At 67.5% G+C, this 17,293-nt stretch carries 16 protein-coding genes; 7 read left to right on the top strand and 9 right to left on the bottom strand.

Going from position 1 to position 17,293, the window contains the following annotated elements; translation table 11 throughout:
• Positions 1–142 precede the first annotated feature (142 nt).
• From ACZ31C_RS05810 to ACZ31C_RS05800, 3 genes are all read right to left on the bottom strand, one after another.
• On the bottom strand, positions 143–1,372 hold the full coding sequence (locus ACZ31C_RS05810; protein ID WP_465794395.1) for a S8 family peptidase: 1,230 nt from the start codon (positions 1,370–1,372) through the stop codon (positions 143–145).
• A gap of 95 nt (positions 1,373–1,467) precedes the next feature.
• Entirely contained in the window at positions 1,468–2,154 is a 687-nt protein-coding gene (locus tag ACZ31C_RS05805; RefSeq protein ID WP_465794394.1) for a DUF1028 domain-containing protein, read from the bottom strand.
• A gap of 101 nt (positions 2,155–2,255) precedes the next feature.
• A complete protein-coding gene (locus ACZ31C_RS05800; RefSeq protein ID WP_465794393.1) occupies positions 2,256–2,537 on the bottom strand; it encodes a hypothetical protein in 282 nt (93 codons plus the stop codon).
• A gap of 48 nt (positions 2,538–2,585) precedes the next feature.
• Here ACZ31C_RS05800 and ACZ31C_RS05795 point away from each other — a divergent pair, with 48 nt between their 5' ends.
• A complete protein-coding gene (locus ACZ31C_RS05795) occupies positions 2,586–3,374 on the top strand; it encodes an AAC(3) family N-acetyltransferase (RefSeq protein ID WP_465794392.1) in 789 nt (262 codons plus the stop codon).
• An 18-nt stretch (positions 3,375–3,392) separates the two neighbouring features.
• Here the strand turns inward: ACZ31C_RS05795 and ACZ31C_RS05790 are convergent, their stop codons facing one another.
• The 3 genes from ACZ31C_RS05790 to ACZ31C_RS05780 form a co-directional block, all read right to left on the bottom strand.
• Positions 3,393–3,857, bottom strand: a complete 465-nt coding sequence (locus tag ACZ31C_RS05790; RefSeq protein ID WP_465794391.1) for a hypothetical protein — start codon at positions 3,855–3,857, stop codon at positions 3,393–3,395.
• A gap of 611 nt (positions 3,858–4,468) precedes the next feature.
• Positions 4,469–4,816, bottom strand: a complete 348-nt coding sequence (locus tag ACZ31C_RS05785) for a hypothetical protein (RefSeq protein WP_465794390.1) — start codon at positions 4,814–4,816, stop codon at positions 4,469–4,471.
• A gap of 916 nt (positions 4,817–5,732) precedes the next feature.
• Positions 5,733–6,053, bottom strand: a complete 321-nt coding sequence (locus ACZ31C_RS05780; RefSeq protein WP_465794389.1) for a hypothetical protein — start codon at positions 6,051–6,053, stop codon at positions 5,733–5,735.
• Positions 6,054–6,791: 738 nt separating this feature from the next.
• Between ACZ31C_RS05780 and ACZ31C_RS05775 the strand changes: the two genes are divergently transcribed.
• Positions 6,792–7,916 (top strand): DNA sulfur modification protein DndB, encoded by a 1,125-nt coding sequence (locus ACZ31C_RS05775; protein WP_465794388.1) that lies wholly within the window; start codon positions 6,792–6,794, stop codon positions 7,914–7,916.
• Between the two features lie 86 nt (positions 7,917–8,002).
• Here the strand turns inward: ACZ31C_RS05775 and ACZ31C_RS05770 are convergent, their stop codons facing one another.
• Positions 8,003–9,274, bottom strand: coding sequence for a DNA-methyltransferase (locus tag ACZ31C_RS05770; RefSeq protein ID WP_465794387.1), 1,272 nt, complete (start codon positions 9,272–9,274; stop codon positions 8,003–8,005).
• 221 nt (positions 9,275–9,495) lie between these two features.
• Here ACZ31C_RS05770 and ACZ31C_RS05765 point away from each other — a divergent pair, with 221 nt between their 5' ends.
• Both ACZ31C_RS05765 and ACZ31C_RS05760 read left to right on the top strand, forming a co-directional pair.
• A complete protein-coding gene (locus ACZ31C_RS05765) occupies positions 9,496–11,184 on the top strand; it encodes an AAA family ATPase (RefSeq protein WP_465794386.1) in 1,689 nt (562 codons plus the stop codon).
• Positions 11,151–12,383, top strand: a complete 1,233-nt coding sequence (locus ACZ31C_RS05760) for a hypothetical protein (protein WP_465794385.1) — start codon at positions 11,151–11,153, stop codon at positions 12,381–12,383. Before ACZ31C_RS05765 ends, ACZ31C_RS05760 begins: the two co-directional genes overlap by 34 nt.
• Positions 12,384–13,312: 929 nt before the next feature.
• Here the strand turns inward: ACZ31C_RS05760 and ACZ31C_RS05755 are convergent.
• Positions 13,313–13,858: a GNAT family N-acetyltransferase gene (locus ACZ31C_RS05755; RefSeq protein WP_465794384.1), complete on the bottom strand. Its 546-nt coding sequence runs from the start codon at positions 13,856–13,858 to the stop codon at positions 13,313–13,315.
• 14 nt (positions 13,859–13,872) lie between these two features.
• Positions 13,873–15,153: a hypothetical protein gene (locus tag ACZ31C_RS05750; protein WP_465794383.1), complete on the bottom strand. Its 1,281-nt coding sequence runs from the start codon at positions 15,151–15,153 to the stop codon at positions 13,873–13,875.
• 633 nt (positions 15,154–15,786) lie between these two features.
• On the opposite strand from ACZ31C_RS05750, the gene ACZ31C_RS05745 reads away from it, so the two are divergent.
• The 3 genes from ACZ31C_RS05745 to ACZ31C_RS05735 are packed head-to-tail and all read left to right on the top strand — an operon-like array spanning position 15,787 to position 17,193.
• Positions 15,787–16,119, top strand: coding sequence for a hypothetical protein (locus ACZ31C_RS05745; RefSeq protein ID WP_465794382.1), 333 nt, complete (start codon positions 15,787–15,789; stop codon positions 16,117–16,119).
• A 2-nt stretch (positions 16,120–16,121) separates the two neighbouring features.
• Positions 16,122–16,424 (top strand): DivIVA domain-containing protein, encoded by a 303-nt coding sequence (locus ACZ31C_RS05740; protein ID WP_465794984.1) that lies wholly within the window; start codon positions 16,122–16,124, stop codon positions 16,422–16,424.
• A 37-nt stretch (positions 16,425–16,461) separates the two neighbouring features.
• Entirely contained in the window at positions 16,462–17,193 is a 732-nt protein-coding gene (locus tag ACZ31C_RS05735; RefSeq protein ID WP_465794381.1) for a GntR family transcriptional regulator, read from the top strand.
• The last annotated feature ends 100 nt before the right edge of the window (positions 17,194–17,293 follow it).

Below are 17,293 nucleotides of genomic sequence, written 5' to 3'. Positions count from 1 at the left end.
CCGAGGTCGTCACTCCACCAGGACGGCGGCCTGCTTACCCGGCGTGACGCGGTTCATCCCCGGCGCGCGGCACCCGTCCGTGCTTTCCGCCGGCTGGGCATGCGCGGCAGGCTCCGGCGCTGTGCGAACGGTCATCGGCCGGTTACGGACCGCAATAGAGCAGGCGGTTGGGCGTGCCGCTGCTCACCCCGCCGACCACGCCGACCGTGGCCCGCCCGGTCAGGTAGGCGGCGACCTGCGCCGGGCTCCACCCGGGGTTGGCCTGGAGGGCGAGGGCGGCGCACCCGGCGACGTGCGCGGTCGCCGGTGAACCGCCGCTGATGGTGGCGGTGGCGGTGTCCGTGGTGTGCCAGGTCGAGGTGATGTTCGCGCCCGGCGCGTACAGGTCGAGGCAGGAGCCGTAGTTGCCCGACGGCATCCGGGCGTCGGTGATCGTGGTGCCGGCGGCGGTCAGCGCGGCCGGCACCCGGCCGGGCGAGTAGGCGCAGGCGTTGCCGTTGGCGCTGCCGGCGGTCACCGCGTAGGTGATGCCCGAGGCGATCGAGGCGGTCACCGCCGCGTCCAGTGCGCTGCTCGCGGCGCCGCCCAGCGCCAGCACCGCCACCGCCGGTCGGACGGCGTTCGCGGTCACCCAGTCCACGCCGCCGATGACCTGGGCGATGCTGCCACTGCCCGCACAGTTGAGCACCCGCACCGGGTGCAGCCGCACCCGCTTGGCCACCCCGTGCAGGGTGCCGCCGACCGTGCCGGCCAGGTGGGTGCCGTGCCCGTTGCAGTCGTCCGCCGGCAGGCCGTCCACCAGGTCCACGCCGGTGCCGACCCGTCCGCCGAAGTCCCGGTGGGTGCCGCGCACCCCGGTGTCGATCACGTACGCGCGCACGTCCGGCGCGGTGTTCGGGTACGCGTACCGCCCGTCCAGGGGTAGGTTCCGCTGGTCGATCCGGTCCAGTCCCCAGGACGGCGGATCGAGCTGCACCCCCGGGTCGGCCAGCGTCACGATCCGGTTCTGCTCGACGAAGGCGACCGCCGGATCGGCGGCGAGTCGACGGGCGGCCGGCTCGCTCAGGCGTACCTCGAACCCGCGCAGCGCGGCGGTGAAGATCCGGTCGACGCGTCCGGCGTACCGGTCGGCCAGCCGGCCGGCGACGGCTGCCGGCGTGACGCCGGTACGCGCCGTGGACTCGTCGCGGAGCACGACGAGGTAGCTGCCGGCGACTGCGGTGGCCGCATCGGCGTACCTGATCTCACCGGTGGCCGGAGCCGCGGCGGCCGGGCCTCCGGTCAGCGGGACCAGGACGGCGGCGGTGAGCAGGGCGGCGAGGGACGCGCGGGTGACGGCCGGACGTCGCCGGAACGGACGGGGGAGTGGCATGGTTCCTCCTCCTGGCTGCGCCCCCGACCGGGTTCCCCGGCGGAGGCGTCGACGGTAGCCAGGATGGTACCCAGATATCCACGAACCTGGATTGATCAGGAGGTTCGGCCGAGGATCTCGCGGGCGGCCTCGCCCATCGGGTCCTCCCGGGTGGGCAGCTTCCGGATCGATTCCACCATCTCGTCGTGGAAGACCTCGAACAGCCGGTGCAACTCCTTCGCCGGGTGGTCGGCGTCGTCGACCCGCAGGTCCCACAGCGGGTACGGCTGGTCGCCGATCACCGTGACGGTCGCCGACCGCGAACCCGCCCGATCACCACCCGCCTGCTCGCCCACCTGGATCGCCCGCAGCAACCGCTCGGCCAGTTCCAGGTCGGGGTTGTCCAGGAACACCTTCGCGATCTCGTCGAGCGGGTCCGGCCCGACCAGCCGGTTGCCCTGCACCGCGTAGCCCGGCCCGACCAGGTGGCCGGACCAGTCCAGCGTGTGTTCGCCGGTGAAGGCGTAGGAGCGGCCGTGATTGTCGACCATGCCGACCTGCCGCACCTCGCGACCCGGGTCCCGGGCCAGCACCTCGTCCACCACCTCCTTCGGCGACCGGCCCTCGGCGAGCATCGGCAGGCCGTCGTACGCCAGGATCGGGTTGGTCACGGCCTGGGTGGCCACGGCCCCGGCACCGGCGAGGACATGGGTCACCAGCTTGCCGACTCCGGGCTTGGCGGTGAGCGCGGCGACGCCCAGCTCACCGGTGCGCCGACAGCGAGCCACGATCGAGAAGGTCACGGCCGGTGCCTACCCGGCCGCGCCGTCCGGCACTCGTCGCCTTCCGGGTGACGGTCGCCGTACCTGCACTGCCGTCGGCTGTGCTGCCTCGGCGGAGCCCGTCACTCCGCCAGGTAGCCGGTCGCCGGGTCGATCTCGGCGAGGAACTCCCGGATCGCCTGCACCACCTCGTCCCGGGTCAACGCGAGCCCGCCCGAGTTGGTCAGTCCGAAGCCGTACTCGTTCGGCCCGCTGAGCCAGTCGAAGTCGTACGACCCCGGCCGACCCGCCTGCGTGCTCACCCGGAACTGCTCACCGTCGACGGTCAACAGCACCGACTCCCGGTCGTCGTGCTCCGTCCGCAGGTGCTCCGGCACCAGACCCGGCTCCGGTTCGTCCGACATGCTCGCTCCTCCCCGTCTGAACTGCTGTTCCGGCATAAACTGTGTCCGATGGATCAGGCGAGACCGCACACCGTCCAGTCGATCAGCGCCGACCTGCGCACGCTCGGCGTCGACGCGGGTGACGTCCTGATTCTGCACTCGTCCAACCGCAGCCTCGGGTTCGTCGCCGGAGGCATCGAGGCTCTGGTACACGCCCTGCTGGCGACGCTCGGTCCGGACGGCACGCTCGTCGTCCCCACGCACACACCCCACAACACCGACCCGGCCGGCTGGCAGCATCCGCCCGTACCCGAGCCGTGGTGGCCGGTGATCCGCGAGCAGACCCCCGGCTTCGACCCGTCCCGTACGCCCAGCCGCTGGATGGGTGCCGTCCCCGAGGTGGTGCGTACCTGGCCGGGCGCCCATCGCAGCACTCACCCGCAGTTCTCCTTCGCCGCTCTCGGCGCGGACGCCGCCGAGATCGTGGCCAGACACCGCCTGGACGACGGCCTGGGCGAGCACTCACCGCTCGGCACGGTGTACCGGCGCGACGGCAAGATCCTCCTGCTCGGCTGCGGATACGACTCCAACACCTCGCTGCACCTGGCCGAGTGGCGGCAACCCTCGTCCCCACGCGCCGCCACCGGCTCCTCGGTCCGCCAACCGGACGGCACCAGCCGCTGGACGACCTGGGTCGACATCGTCACCGACGAGAGCGACTTCGTCCGCCTGGGCGACGACTTCGAGGCCACCGGCGCGGCGACGATCGGTCGGGTCGGCAACGCCACGGCCCGGCTGATGTCCCAACGGGCGCTGGTCGACTTCGCCACCACCTGGATGGCCGCCCACCGTGGTTGACCGGCTGGGGGGAGACCGTCACGGAAGACCGCCGTAGAAGTCCTCGTCATCGTCGTCCGGCGGCAACGGCGTCCGCCACCACAGGTCGACGAGGAACGTCTGGGCGTCGCCGTGACCGCTCCGATGGACCCGGACGCCGTACACCCCGGACCCTCGCGGAAGCGTGACCTCCGCCGCCGCTCCGGCGGTGATCTGCTCGACGAGCAGTTCTCCGGTCGGGCAGTGCAGCTCAAACTGTCGACGTCCGTCCCACGGGCCACGATCGGGCTCGGGCTCACCGCCCCAGATCCGTAGCTCAAGGCCCACCCTGCGTGGATCCGACGGCGCCCGCACGACGATCTGGTACGTCGACGCACCGGCCACCTGACCATCCGAATCCCGGTACGACTCCCCGTCGTCACCGGCATCGCACCACGCGTCTCGGAGGACAAAATGCCCGTAGAGGATGCTGACCACGATGCGACGTACGCCAAGAGGCTCCACCCCTCGAAGGCTGGCACCGCCGTCCGACACTCCTATGTAAATGCAGCTCTCCCAAGAGTCACTGCACAGTTGCCGGCGGAGCTTGTCGGGACCGAACCTCACCCGCTTGGAGGTAGGCTGTCCTGGGCCGCTACGCCGAGCCCTTCGGCTTCACTCCGATGGCCCTGCCCTTGGCCGGCACATCCCCCACGCTGTTGAATCGACCCGTGCGCTCAATGCTTCAGCTGCCCATCTGGGTCTACTACAGCGGTGTCCTTCTGTTCACCGGCCTACCAGTGGTCGCGTTTCTGTTACTGGGCAGTCATAGCCTCGTGATGCTCACCCTCGCTGGAAATCTCTACGCTGCCGGCTTGGGCCGTAAGTTGCTGTGGGAGCGCCTTGGCTGTCCGGAAATTCCGCCCAGGGCGGGCCACAACGCCAACCGATAACATCCGCAGCGATCAGATCCTGAAGATGCTCCACCACTGTTTCGGCCATCGCTAGCGGCCCGCCGCGCCGGACGATGCCGGCCGGAGGCCGCCAGCAGGCCGAGCGCGACGGGTGAGCCTCCGCCCGACCCATAATTCCCCGGTCCTGGTCATGCCTGGCAGCCGCCGCGAGATCGAAGATACCTACGCCGTGTCCTGACTGGGCCGCTGTTCGGACAGCATGGACCTTGCCTCATTCGTGACCTGCTCAAGCTGGCCGGCGGTGAGACGTCTGGCGCCCCAGATCAGTGCGGCCACATCTTCTGCGGCTGGGTTGGCCATTGTCGTTCCGCCGGCTTCGAGGCCGGTCAGAGCGGCCAGGTCGTCGGCTGGTACGGCCAGCAGGGCGGCGAACGCGGCGACCAGGTCGGCGCTCAACTCCTTCTCGCCTCGGCCGATCCGCCCGATCGTGGAGGCGGCGAGGTAGTAAGGCGTCACCTGAGCCAGGCATTGGGCCGTTCCTACCCACCCCAGGTTCCGAATCTGGAACATCCGCAGGATCGTGGCGCCGGGGCCTGGTGGATACCGCTCGTAAGACGGTGGGGGTGGAAAGGGCTGGATACGGTCCACCATTGGCATTGAGCGGAGGCTATGGCGCAGCCCACCTCTCTGTTGCGCGGGAAGCCGTGCCGCCGCTAAGACCAGAGACACGACCCCACTACGGGCCTGTGCATCCAGGGGCATCGAGTCATCCGGCACTGGCAGGCCCGCAATCACGAACAGGTCTGCCGTGTGCAGGTCGAGCGCGGGCGCCAGGCGCCGGAGCAGTGCGGGGCTCGGTGCGTCGCCGGCGATGACCGCACGAAGCTCCACGTCCGATATGCCGGCCTGTCGGGGCGGGGCGCAAGGAGTCAGGTTCCGGTGATTCAACAGGCGGGTCAACGGTGACGGCTGGCTTGACCTGCTGCTCATCCGGCCATGCTAGGACGCGTCCCAGGTCCGGAGTCGGCTGTTGCCGGACCAGGACTCTCCGTTACCGCGCGAGAGGCTCACATTCGACCTTGCTCATCACGAGCGGGACCGGATCGCCGTAAAGAACGGCCCAGGCTGGGCGAGAACGCCGCTGACCTGGGCCGGTGGTGCTGGAGCGGGCGACGAGAATCGAACTCGCACCGTCAGTTTGGAAGATCGTTTCCGGCTGTCATGATCTGCCCGGATCGCCTGGTCGGCGTGGGTGTGGTGTTGCCCGATCATGACCGCCGCTGACCCCTTGGGACACGGGTTACTGGCACGTGGCTGGCACGGCCGGGCGGTGGCGCGTGGTTGTCCGGCGGTGTGCGGCTTACCGCCCCGGCCTTCGGGCTGGGGGCGGCTTGCTGTGCCGCCGGCTCTCCGCGTGCCTGGACTCCGTACCCGGTGGCAAGCCGCGAAGCGGCGCGGCAGCCGATCGCCCCAACTTCCCCGTCGCTCAGCCATCCTCGCGATCGTCTCGGCCGCTGATGGGCGGCTCGTCTTTGCCGGCTTCGACGAGGTCGCCGGACGACTCGATCAGATCGATAAAGCGTCGAAAGATCGGCCAGGGAATCTGCCTATCACCGACATGCACCAGCACGCGATGTGCTGGCTGTGGCGTGAACGGGCCGTTATCCGGGGTTGCGTCAGGGATGACGACGGCGAGATGTCCGCCTGCCTCCGACATGCAGCTCAGCTCGTACTGCCAGGCGTCGTCGGGCAGGCTGTAGTACGAGTTCACCTCGCACAGCTCGGTGCCGTGCGACCAGATCTCCACCACGGGATGATGGCAGAAGCTGCGGTCGAATCATCTAGGTGGATCGAAGCCAGCCCGTCCGGCCGATGCCGGCCGGAGGCCGCCAGCAGGCCGGTTCGGGCCGGCGCGGCCCGCTTGCGGGCCGCCTTGATCCTATTGAGAGGGATTCGGCAGTGAGAGCGTCGGCGTCGTGGCGTCGCGCGTCGGAGCACAGGGTGTCGACAGAGACAGGGCGACGATTATCGGCCAACACGCGGAGGACCGACTTCTTCGAGTTGGTCGCTCGCCGGCGCTCGTCTGACCGAGGGCCGCTTCGTGTATTTCCGCTGGAAGTAAGGGCCCCGGCCTGCGGACCTCCCACGCCGGCCCTGGCAGAGCTCCTGAAATGCTGAAACGTCTTCCACCGGTTGCCAGCATCTTTCGCCGTTACTCGCGCTCAGATGTTCCGAATCTGTGCCTGGTGATCATGGCGGAGCTAGCCCAGCGTCGCGTCATCTGAGCTCACTGGTAGCCAAGCTCCGTCGGGTGTCGTGGCGCCGACACAGGGCTGACGACGTTCCGCCTCTTTCCCGTTCTTGGAACGTCCAGGAGGCGCGTACATGGGAACACGTGCGGTTCACGGCAGACACGTAGTATCTGGCCGTGACACGTAGAGGATTTCAGTCGCACGTATCACTTGCATAACACACGTAGCTTGCGTAGTGTTCACGGTCGTCGGACGTTACGGAGGCGTCCCAATCCCCCCTTGAGGAGACGAACGTGGCGACGGCAACTACCCCCGGGCTAGCCCTCCCTCTGGAGGTCCTCAACGTCGCGCAGGTCGACGACGCCGGAGGCGAGCACATCGAGTGCCAGATGACCGGGGCCTTCCTGGTGGACCTGCACAAGAGCGGGCTGCTCACCCTCACCGGCAACATCCGCCCGGCCCACATGGAGGGCAAGAAGCTCGTCGGCAGGACCAAGACCAAGGTCAACAAGTGGACCCAGGAACTGCTCGCCAACGAGGCGATCATCGGCAACATCTCGGTGCGGCTCGATCCCACCAAGTCCGACTACGACATCTGGTTTGATGACGAGACCGGGCAGACCAACCTCACCATCAACGATGGAGTGCTGGACTGCGCCGTCGACTCCCTGTCCCGCATCAAGGCGATCCTGGCGGCGGCGGACAACCCGCTCGGCAGCTTCAAGCTCGGCACCCGCTTCCAGGTACGGATCTGGCTGCTCAACGACGCGGACGCCAAGAAGGTCGCCACTATCTACAACACGCGCGGCGACAAGGTCAACGACTCCGCCGCGAAGTTCGCCTACTCCGAGACGAAGGAGCAAGAACTGGCCCGACGTCTGGTCAACGGCAGCCAGCACCTCGGCCAGGACAACATCGAGGTGCTGGCCAACTCCGTGTCGGCCAGCTCGCACAAGTTGACTGCCTACAACACGATCAGCCAGGCGATCGAGACGTACTGGAAGGGCGGACCGGTCACCCAGGCCGACGTCGAGGCCCAGTCGAGCTGGCTGATCAGCGCGTGGGATTCCCTGATCAAGGTCCGTCCCGAGTTCGGCAAGCTGTCCACGCCAGCACGCCAGGAACAGCGTCGGAAGACGATCGCCGCCAGTGCCGTAGTGATCCACGGCCTCGTCGGGGCTATGTCGGCCATGTACACCGACCACGTGGACCCGGAAGTCGCGTTCAAGGCTCTCGCCGCCACCGACGAGGAGGACTTCTTCGCCTGGGATAACCCGGCGTGGCAGGCTGCGGGCATCGTCACGCCCAGCGGGTCCGGCAAGGGCACGCTGGGAACGCGCAACAGCTTCCCGGCAAAGCGGGCGGCCATCCGTGTGCTGTGCGAAGCAATGAACCTGGGCACGGACGACGACGAGTAGTCCAGCGGGTGGCGAGGGCGCGGCCAGCCCACCACCTGGTCGCGCCCTCGCCGCGTCGGGGCATCCCCTGATTCAGTGCTTGGCCTTCAGCCGCACTTCCGATCAGCCTGCGGCTCCTCCTGTGGGGCCGTGACGGAGAAATCGATCGGGAGACGCTGCTCCAACTCGCGAATCTTCGCCTCAGCTACGCCTAGGTACTGCTGCGAGACGTCCACGCCGATGACGCGCCGACCGAGCGTGAGCGCAGCCACGGCAGTGTTGCCTGACCCGATGAAGGGATCAAGGACGACGTCGTTTGCATTAGTCGAGATCGCAATGCAACGCCCCGGCAGCGCCACGGGAAACTGTGCGCCGTGGCCGTCGCCGCCGGACGAAACGGGAATCACCCAGACGTCGGAAAGCTTGTCGCCCTCATATAGCATGTTGCGGCCGCCGAGGTTGGCGCCGAGCCTGCGGTATGCGCCCTTGTCGAACGTCGGTGCGCGTTGGGTCGAGAGGTGCAGTACGTACTCGAGGTTGCGGCTCACCCGGGAGTTCTGAGGCTCAGGCAAGCTGTTGATCTTCGCCCACGTGATGATGCTCTTGGTGTAGTAGCCGATCCGGCTGGCTCGCTCTGCAACGAGGGCCGGGATACCGCACTGCTCGCCATCCTTGATGTATGAATGCCCGGCGCTGTAGCGGTGGTGCTCGTGGTCCCCCCACTTCATCCGGTTGCGGCCATCCATGGCCTGGAGCGCTTCGTAGGCGTTGCCACGAATCTGGGTCCGTGTCATGTAGGTGTCCATGAGGTTCCACCAGACCGACGCTGACTCCGTGAGCACTGGGCGCAGCCGGTGCAGAATCTCGACCGTATGCCGGATGAACCCCTCAGGCGTCTGCTCGTGGCCGAAGGCGCACTCTTCACCATCTGCCCAACGCACGAGGCGGGCGTCCTTGTAGATGCGCATGCCCCAGTACGGCGTCGAGGTGACGACGCACTGGACGCTTGCGTTGGGTAGCGTGCCAACGGCCTGCAGGAAGTCGTCGTGTATGAGCCTCCACTTCTGGTCCTCGGGAAACTCAGTCGCGCGCAGGCTGGCGTCGAGCTCAGACAGCAGATAGTCCAGGACGCGGCTACGAGGAACGAAGGTCTCAGAGAACGCGTCCTGGTCGAGGAGCTCGAGGACTTCGTCCACAGTGAGCTTCCTCCTCTTGTTGCCGAAGATCCGTCGGATGAACGACTCCGCCATCCCCACGACAGGTGCCACATCCTCTACGGGGAACGTCTCCGGTCGCCCCTGGTAACTGTCGCGATCCAGCTTCGCGATGGCGGTACGCGGGTAGATGTTGGGCAGCTCAGGGGTCGTCGGCTGAGGCACGCGCCTACGTTGCTGTGGGGTCTGAGGGGGGCCTCCGGTGCTCATGCAGGGAACTCTAGAGCCTACCTCCGACGGAGCGTCAGCGGCTCGCGGCCTTGACGTGCCCAAGGGCCCTCGTCAAGGGCCCGATCCCTCGCCCATACCGACCTCGTGCGATGACATCTGCTGGCATCTGGCAGCATGCTGCTGAGATCTGACCACTGCCGAGAGGATCCTGCTGGATGCGACTCAGCGCTGAGGCGATGAACGCGGCGCTCGCCGACTTCCAGGGACTCAACTACCAGACGAAGGTCGCGTCAGCGTACGACGTGTTCCTCACTATGAAGTGGCTCGCCGCTAACCGCGCCGGCCAGGATCCATGGCAGGCGGTCTTAGAGGCAGTGGATGATCTTTTCGGCGTCTTCCCGAACCACAAACTGGGGAGGCTCCGCCCATGTCGTTACGACTGGTTGGTGCTCGACAACTCCGGGCGGAAGACGGTGTGGAACAACAACACCCGTGGGAAAAAGCTTTCGACGTCGCTGCTCGTGAAGAACGACATACGGAACGGTCTGCTTCCGAACGCTTCCACGATCTTGGGCGAGGCCCTGCCGCCTCAGCGCCCTTCCTGGCAGTCCTTGGCTGTGCTCGTGCTGCGCAACAACGACTTCGCGCCGGGGGACGACTGGGCGACGACAGAGAGTGAGTTGCTGGCGACTCTTGGTATGACTGCGGCTGAACTGGCGGACATCACCTCGTCCGCGTCTCTTGGGGTTCAGCTCCTCAGTGACACTGAGTGGGACGAAACCACAATTCCCGAGGCATTCCGCCCCTCGGAGTCGCTGGTCGTGCAAGCACCTGCCGCGCAGCAGGCAGCGATTCACGAGGAGCAGGCGGCGCACCCGGCCGCCCCGGTCTCGATCAGCGTCGATACGCGAGTCGAGCGCATGCTGCGCCTCGCACTCCAGACGACGTCCTCGATCCTCCTGGTCGGCCCACCCGGCACCGGCAAGGGAACCCTCCTTAAGTGGGTATTGGGTGAGATTGCCGCTACCCCCGAGCGCTACGGCTTCGAGGCCGGCTTCGATCCGAACCCGCTCTGGCGCACCCCAGATGAGAGCTGGACGGCGTTCGACCTCATCGGCGGCCTGAGCCCTGATCCCGGCGGGGTCCTCACTTGGTCGTCGGGCGCGCTCCTGAACGCCATCGAGGACAAGCGGTGGCTCATCCTCGACGAGACCAACCGTGCCGACATGGACAAGATCATGGGGCCACTGCTGACGTGGCTTTCCGACCAGGAAGTCGAAGTCGGCCGCTCCCACGAGGGCAAGCCGCAGCACGTTGGGTGGGGTGACGAACGCCAGTCGATGGTAGACGACAACAACCGTGTTCGCCGCTATCTCGCGGGCATGGACTTTCGCCTACTCGGAACCTACAACCCCCAGGACGCGCAGCGGGTCTTCCGATTCGGTCAGGCACTCTCCCGCCGCTTCGTCGTCATTCCGGTTCCAGCGATTCAACCGGGACAGTTCACACAGCTGCTTGAGGAGTCGTTTCCCAGTCTCGGCGATGAGGCGGTCAACGCGATCTCGGGACTGTACTCAGCACACCTGGCTGACGACAGCACTGCGCTTGGACCGGCAGTCTTTCTCAGAATGGCCAAGTACCTGCTCACCGGGCTGTCGACGGTAACGCCTGCGGTTACGGCGCCTACGGCACCAGCCGACCTTGAGGGGGAAGCCCCGAATGTTGAGGAAACGCTCCTCGCGGAACTCGTCGCTGAGGCCTACGTCATGGGTCTCGGCCGATATTTGGCCGGCTTCGACGACCGCATCTTCGATGCACTCGGCGAGCGGATCGTCAGCGATGAAGCCGCGTTGCCACACGGACAGTGGACATGGGTGAGCTCGCAGCGGAACGTCCTGAGCTGACTGCTCTGACCCTTCCTCGGCGCGGCCTGGAGGAGCTATTCCGCGGATGGAATAGCGACGGCCAACTCTTCGATGCACTGAGCGCTGTCGCGGCCGTCGAAATGGATGTCCAGTGGTCCGCGGACGCCATCGAGCGGCGAGCGGCCCGCGTCCTGCTAGAGAAGATGGAGAGTGTCCTTCTTCTCCTCCCAGACGACCCTGGGACGTGGCGCGAAAACTTGCCGGTCACGACGACGTCGGCTCGGGAGGTGTCGGATCGTCCGCTCCGGCCGACGGACTGGGCGACGACGGCGAGGCGCTATGGCTGGCCATCGAAGGCTTTTGTCGGACATCCCCGATCGCGTGTGAAGGACGAGAGCGCGCTGCAAACGTTGACGTGGACTGCGCGGAACCTCGAGCGAATGGTGAGGGACGTGCGTGGCGTTGCCCCACTCCTCATCGGTCGTATCGAGCGTCCAATACTCACCATGATCGACATGGTGAGGTCTGATCTGCCAGATGTCGAGGCGCTTCGCCCGGATCGGCTTGATCTCCGCTCGCTTGCAAGCTCTGGTCGCCCTTGGTCCACGCTGGCATTGGTGGCAGCGTCACTCCTGCGAGCCCAGACCGATCTGGAGTTCCTCGCGTTCGAGCTCATCGAGCCGAATCCCGAGCTGGCTTGGCGTCTGTTTCACCTCTCGGCCCTGGGAGAGGTGCTCGCGGCCGTTCGGTCGCTCGGAGGGCGCGTCCGATGGAACGCACCACTGACTGCCGGCGAGTCGTCAGGGCCCCAGTTCCAGCTTAGGATTGGGCAGAACATTTGGGATCTGTGGTTCGAGGCGTCGGCGGCAGCTCGCTACTACCAGGTGGCGTCGCCGTACAAGGCAGCAACGACGGGCGTGAGTAGCATCCAGAGGGCCATAGGGGCAGACATCTTGTTGTGTCTGCCCGGCAGGCATGCCCTGATGCTGGAGTGCAAATGGAGCGCCCTCGGAAGCTATGTGGGTCGAGACGGTTACCACCAGGCGTCGTCGTACCTGATTGAGGCGCGATGTGGGCTCGCTGACAACGCGCGATCCTACGTCATTGGGCCCGAAGAGGTCGTGAGGAGTCAGAGCGAGACCGAGCTAGATTGGCCGGGCGGAGTTGCTGCCGTCGGCGTCGGCAGCATCGAACATGTCGCGGGTCTTGTTCGATCATTGGTGGGCGAGTCTCGATAACATACCTCGGGCCGAGGGTTGCCATCCCGTGTGCCGTCGACCCGCCCTCCTGGGGAGCGGGCCGCCGCCCGGCCTGCCATGTCAACCGGACCTTGAGACAGGTTCGGACGCTGGCGGGGCGGGCGGTGGTCTGCGCGGCTTGCCCGGGTCGATGGCAGGCGGGATGGCCTACCGCAACCACCCACGGACCGTAACCCGCCGACGGCTCCCCGGCCATTCTGGAGCCGGAGCGCCCCCGCCGGAGGCGCATTGACCGCAACCCCGCGACCGCCGCCAGCTCGCCGACGGGGCCGGCGTGCGCTCCCCTACGCCGCGCGGGCTCGTGGCCGCGCGGCCCGGCCGGCTGCCGCCCACCCCACACCGGTTAACAGCCTGTCGTTCGGTGGCGGCCTACCGGGCTCCCCGCTCTCCGCGCCAGCCGCCGGCGCACACCCAGGCTGCGGCGTGCGGCCCGTTGCGGGCCGCCTTGACTGGGTCCAGAAACTCTGACCGCCGCTGCCTATTGGCCTTGGCAGGCTCGCCGAAGCCGCTCGACCGCAGCGAAGATTTGCTGTTCGGGGCCTGGTCGACTCGGTCGCCACTCAAGCAACAGAGGGTGAGCAGCATTGAGGAGCCCGGGGAGGTCATCCGCTGTCGCTGGCTCGGGCAGGGCATCAAACGCGGCGATTGCGCTGATGGTCGCCTGATGCCGATGAGCATTCATGGGGGTGTTCTGCCAGCCGGGCGAGTTTCGCCACTCGTGCACGCGTTCGTATACCTCGGCTGCGGCGGCTCGGATGCGGACTGCTTGTTCGCGAGGTGTGGGTCTTGGGTTGTGGGCACGGTCGGCGGGTTCCTGCGGCGGCGTGTCGGCGTCGCGCATGGCGGCGATCGTACCGGCGGTGTGATCGGGGCCGGTCCGCGCGTGGTGAAGCGGTGCCGACGGTCGGTCAGCGCGGGGCGGCGGTCCACTCCAGAGCGAGGATCGAGTAGAGCAGCGAGTCGCGCCAGGCACCGTTGGTAAAGACGTGATCGCGGAGGCGGCCTTCGTACTGCATGCCGAGTCGTTCAGCGACGGTGATGGAGGCGGCGTTGTCGGGGCCGATGGCGGCGGTGATTCGGTGAAGCCGCAGCTCCCGCAAGCCGTAGCCGATGATGGTGCGGGCCGCGTCGGTGGCGTAGCCGTGGCCCCAGTGGTCGGCGTTGATGGCGTAGCCGAGTTTGGCTGCTTGGTGGCCGGTGAGTCCGAGGCGGGCGAATCCGATCATGCGGTCTTCCGTGTCGGCTACGGCTAGGTAGTACTCGGCGCGGGGGGTGAGCTGTGCCCGGTTCACTGCGCCTTCGATCATGGCGACGGCGGCGGCATGGTCGCGGCTGTCGAAGGAGAGCCAGTGGGTGACGCGGTCGTCGCCGATGATCGCCAACGCGTCGGCCGCGTCATCGGGTCGCATTTCGCGGAGGGTGATGACGCGGCCGGGGATGGTGATCGGGTACATGTGCTGATGGTGCCCTATCGGGGTAGGGCGTTGGCGGGGGTGTGGGTGAAGTGTTCGATGCCGTCGATGAGGTCGCGGGCGTCGTCGGCGTGACCGGCGCGGGTGATGGCCTGGTGGACGCGTCGGACGGAGTGCACGATGCCGTTGATGCGCTGGTCCGCGGGGAGGTCGAGCACGGGGGTGAGGGCGTCTTCGGCGGCGTCGAGTTCGCCGTTGGCAACGCGGGCGATGGCGAGGTTGGTGTGGGAACCGGCCTGGTCGCCGAAGGCCCATGCGGGGTCGTAGCGGTCGGAGTACGCCTGGACGGCTTGCAGGGCGTAGCGCTCGGTGGTGGCAGCTTCGTCGGGGAGCCAGGCGAGGGCATCGCTGGCGTAGTAGAGGGTGCGGGGCTGGTTGAAGGTGCAGATACCGCCCATCTCGTCCATCTCGTCGGGGCGTACCCGGGACCAGGCGTCTTCGGCCTCGTGGATGGCGGCCTTGGCGTGTTCGGCGTTGCCGAGGGCGGCGTAGGCGCGGGCGGCGCTGGCGGGTAGCCACACGGCGGAGGTGCCGCCGGCTTGGGTGGCGTATTCGCGTCCGGCTTCGGCGTAGCGCACGGCTTCGGCGTACCGACCGGCCCAGTAGGCGACCAGTGATTGGAGGCCGCGTAGCCAGGCTTGCAGGCCGGGGTGTGCGGCCTGGTCGGCGCAGAGGACGGCGGTACGGGCTTGCAGCATCGCGGAGTGCGGGTCGGCCATGTCGTGGGAGACCTTGGCGAGTAGACCGCTGGTGATGCCGGCGAGGAAGTGCAGGTCCCGCGACTGGGCTGGCTGTTGGCGGCGTTCGAGCAGGGTGAACAGGGTGTCCTGGGTCTCGACCAGGTCCGGCAGGATCTGGTTGACCGGGCGTTGCGGGTAGGCCAGGGCGAGGCGCTGCACGTCTTCGGTGAGCTGGGTGATGGCGGCCGGTGAGGTGGATTCGGCGGCGAGCATGGCGTACTGGCGTGCGCGTTGTGCGGCCATGGTGAGGAGGTTCCTTTCCGGGCCGGCGCCGAAGGGCTCGACAATGAGCTGTCGGCCCGGCGCAGGGGTCAACTGGTGAGGTGCCCAGGGACGCTGCAACTCGTCGACGGTGGTGCCGAACATGGCCTGCAACGCGCGCCGGGTGGCGGGGGTCGATGAGGCCAGCTCCCGTTCACCGCGTGCCAGTCGCCCGAGGTGTCGGGCGCTGATCGCCGCGCGGGGGTCCATGCGGCTGAACTCGTCGGCCAGTTCCTCATACGTGCGGTCGCTCTGCTGGATCAGGTGCTCCAGCACGGTGCGAGGTTCGCGGCGGTCTCGGGCCATCGTCGATGCCTTCCTGATGGGCTGTCTCCACGCTCGCCTGTCGGAGGTCCTGAACTCAACGCAGGTCCTCATGGTGTCCGCTCGATGTCCACCAGAGGTGCTGATTCGGTCCTCGATCGGTCTCCGTCACCGGGTGTTCTATCTCCACCATGGACGTCTCACCCACCGCAATTGTGCATGTACAGGCCGCTGAGGTGCATGGGTCGACATGGCGGAGGGCCGCTCGTGCCGGTGCCGGCTCGACTGCGGCTGTGGCGGGGGGCGGTGTTCGGGTCCTGCGGTGCGTGGACGGGGGACGCTCGCGCCGGGGAACGTGCCACGCCTCGTCGCCTCTCACCGCCTGCACTGGCTGCGAGGGGCGGGGATGGAAGATGGCCAGCCCTCGGCGGTCCCTTCGCGCCCCGAGTGATCCGAACCGGCTGCAACGACGGAGCTGCCCGGACTGCGCCGGCACCGGTAGGCAGACGCGATCGGCGGCGGTTGTCGTAGCGGCTGCGTCCTGAGCAGGGCACCGGAGCAGGTGCAGGCAGGCGGCGGTGTCGGTCGTGGCCAGAGCCCGCCTGCTTCGGTGCCCATCCACAGTGTGCGTGAGGGCGGGCGGTGATGGACCCAAAGCCGGGCGACGTGCTGCACGTCGGGGTCGATGCGTCGGTGCAGTTCGGCGGCAGCCGGTCACTGATCTTCCGGGTCATCAAGGTCCATGACTGGACGACGTACGACGGCTGGGTGTGGCTACTCGGCTACGCGCTCGACCGGGCAGGCAACGCCGTGGACCGGCGAGACATCTTCGTACAGCGCGCCGGCCTGAAGCTGATCGCTGCGGCTGCCGCTCCCGTCAACCGACGCACACCACCCACCCCGCCAGGCCGTGCCAGCCGAAGCGGGGCGAATCGAAAGGCACCTACGGCGGTCTCAACTCCAAGGAGGTTGCGGTGACCATGCATTCGGTTGGCGTCTTCCGGGCTGCGTCGCGCTTGGCCCGGCTCTGTCCCGAACAGGTGAAGCAGATTCGGTTCCGTCGTACCAGGTTCGGGCGGCGGGGCCTGGCAGAGGAGCAGGTGTACGGCTTCCTGCGCGCCGTCGTCGACGAGCTGACCGCACGCGATGGCGCGGAGGCGGGCCTGCGTGCGGAGAACGCTCGCTTGAAGAGTGCGCTGCGGGACTGGCAGAGCGGCTTCGCGCCGAAGCCGGGTCCGATGGCCAACGCCGGACGTTGGACAGAATCTGAGCAGCGCAGATAGCCTGTTGACAAGCTGAGTTGTCGTCTGGGGTGAGCCGGTGCCGATCGAAGTTGCGCCGCCGAAGTACGTCGTGATCGTCAACGCGATGCAGCAACGCATCGAAGACGGCACGTACCCGCCCGGCTCTATGCTGCCCAGCGAGACCGATCTGGTGCGGGAGTTCCGAGCGTCGAGGCCGGTCGTGGTCAGGGCGCTGGACCTGCTGCGTCAGGACGGCTGGATCGAAAGTCGACAAGGCAAGGGGCGCTTCTCCCTCGGTCGGCCCGGTGGGGCCGACCAGCGGCAGCGCGAACGCCGCTTCGCGGTCCTGGAGGACGACGAACGAGCTGGCTCTACCCTGCTGGCTGCCGGTGAGGTGCCCGCTCCTTCCAGGGCGGCGGTAGCGCTCGGGATCGAGCCCGGAACGCCAGTCGTCGCGCGACGCCGAGTGATCACCGTTGACGGGCTCGGGCCGGTCGAACTCGGCACCGCCTTCCTTCCTGCCGACTTGGCCGACGGCACGGGCGTCGGCGGTAGCGACGTGCTCCCGGAGGGGCTGCTCCGGCATGTCGCGTCGCGTAAGCGGGTGCGCTTCGACCATGTGAGCGAACGGATCTCGGCGCGCCTCCCTGACGCCGATGAGGCCAAGCTCTTGCAGGTCAGCGAAAGCGATCCGGTCCTGACGGTGTTGCTGTCCGTCTGCGACCGCTCCGGCAAGCCGCTGTTGGCCGTGGACCTGGTGCTGCCGGCCCGTCGACACGATCTCGAAGACGTCTACCCGCTCGACTGACACCGCTCGATACATCACTTGACAAGTCGAGTTGACCGCACCTACTTTTGACGCAACTTAACAAGTCAACTGGCTGAGTTGGCTTCATGGTTCTGGAGGT

It is taken from the genome of Micromonospora sp. NPDC023869 (genome assembly GCF_055559695.1).
This window is presented reverse-complemented; position numbering and strand designations above follow the sequence as displayed.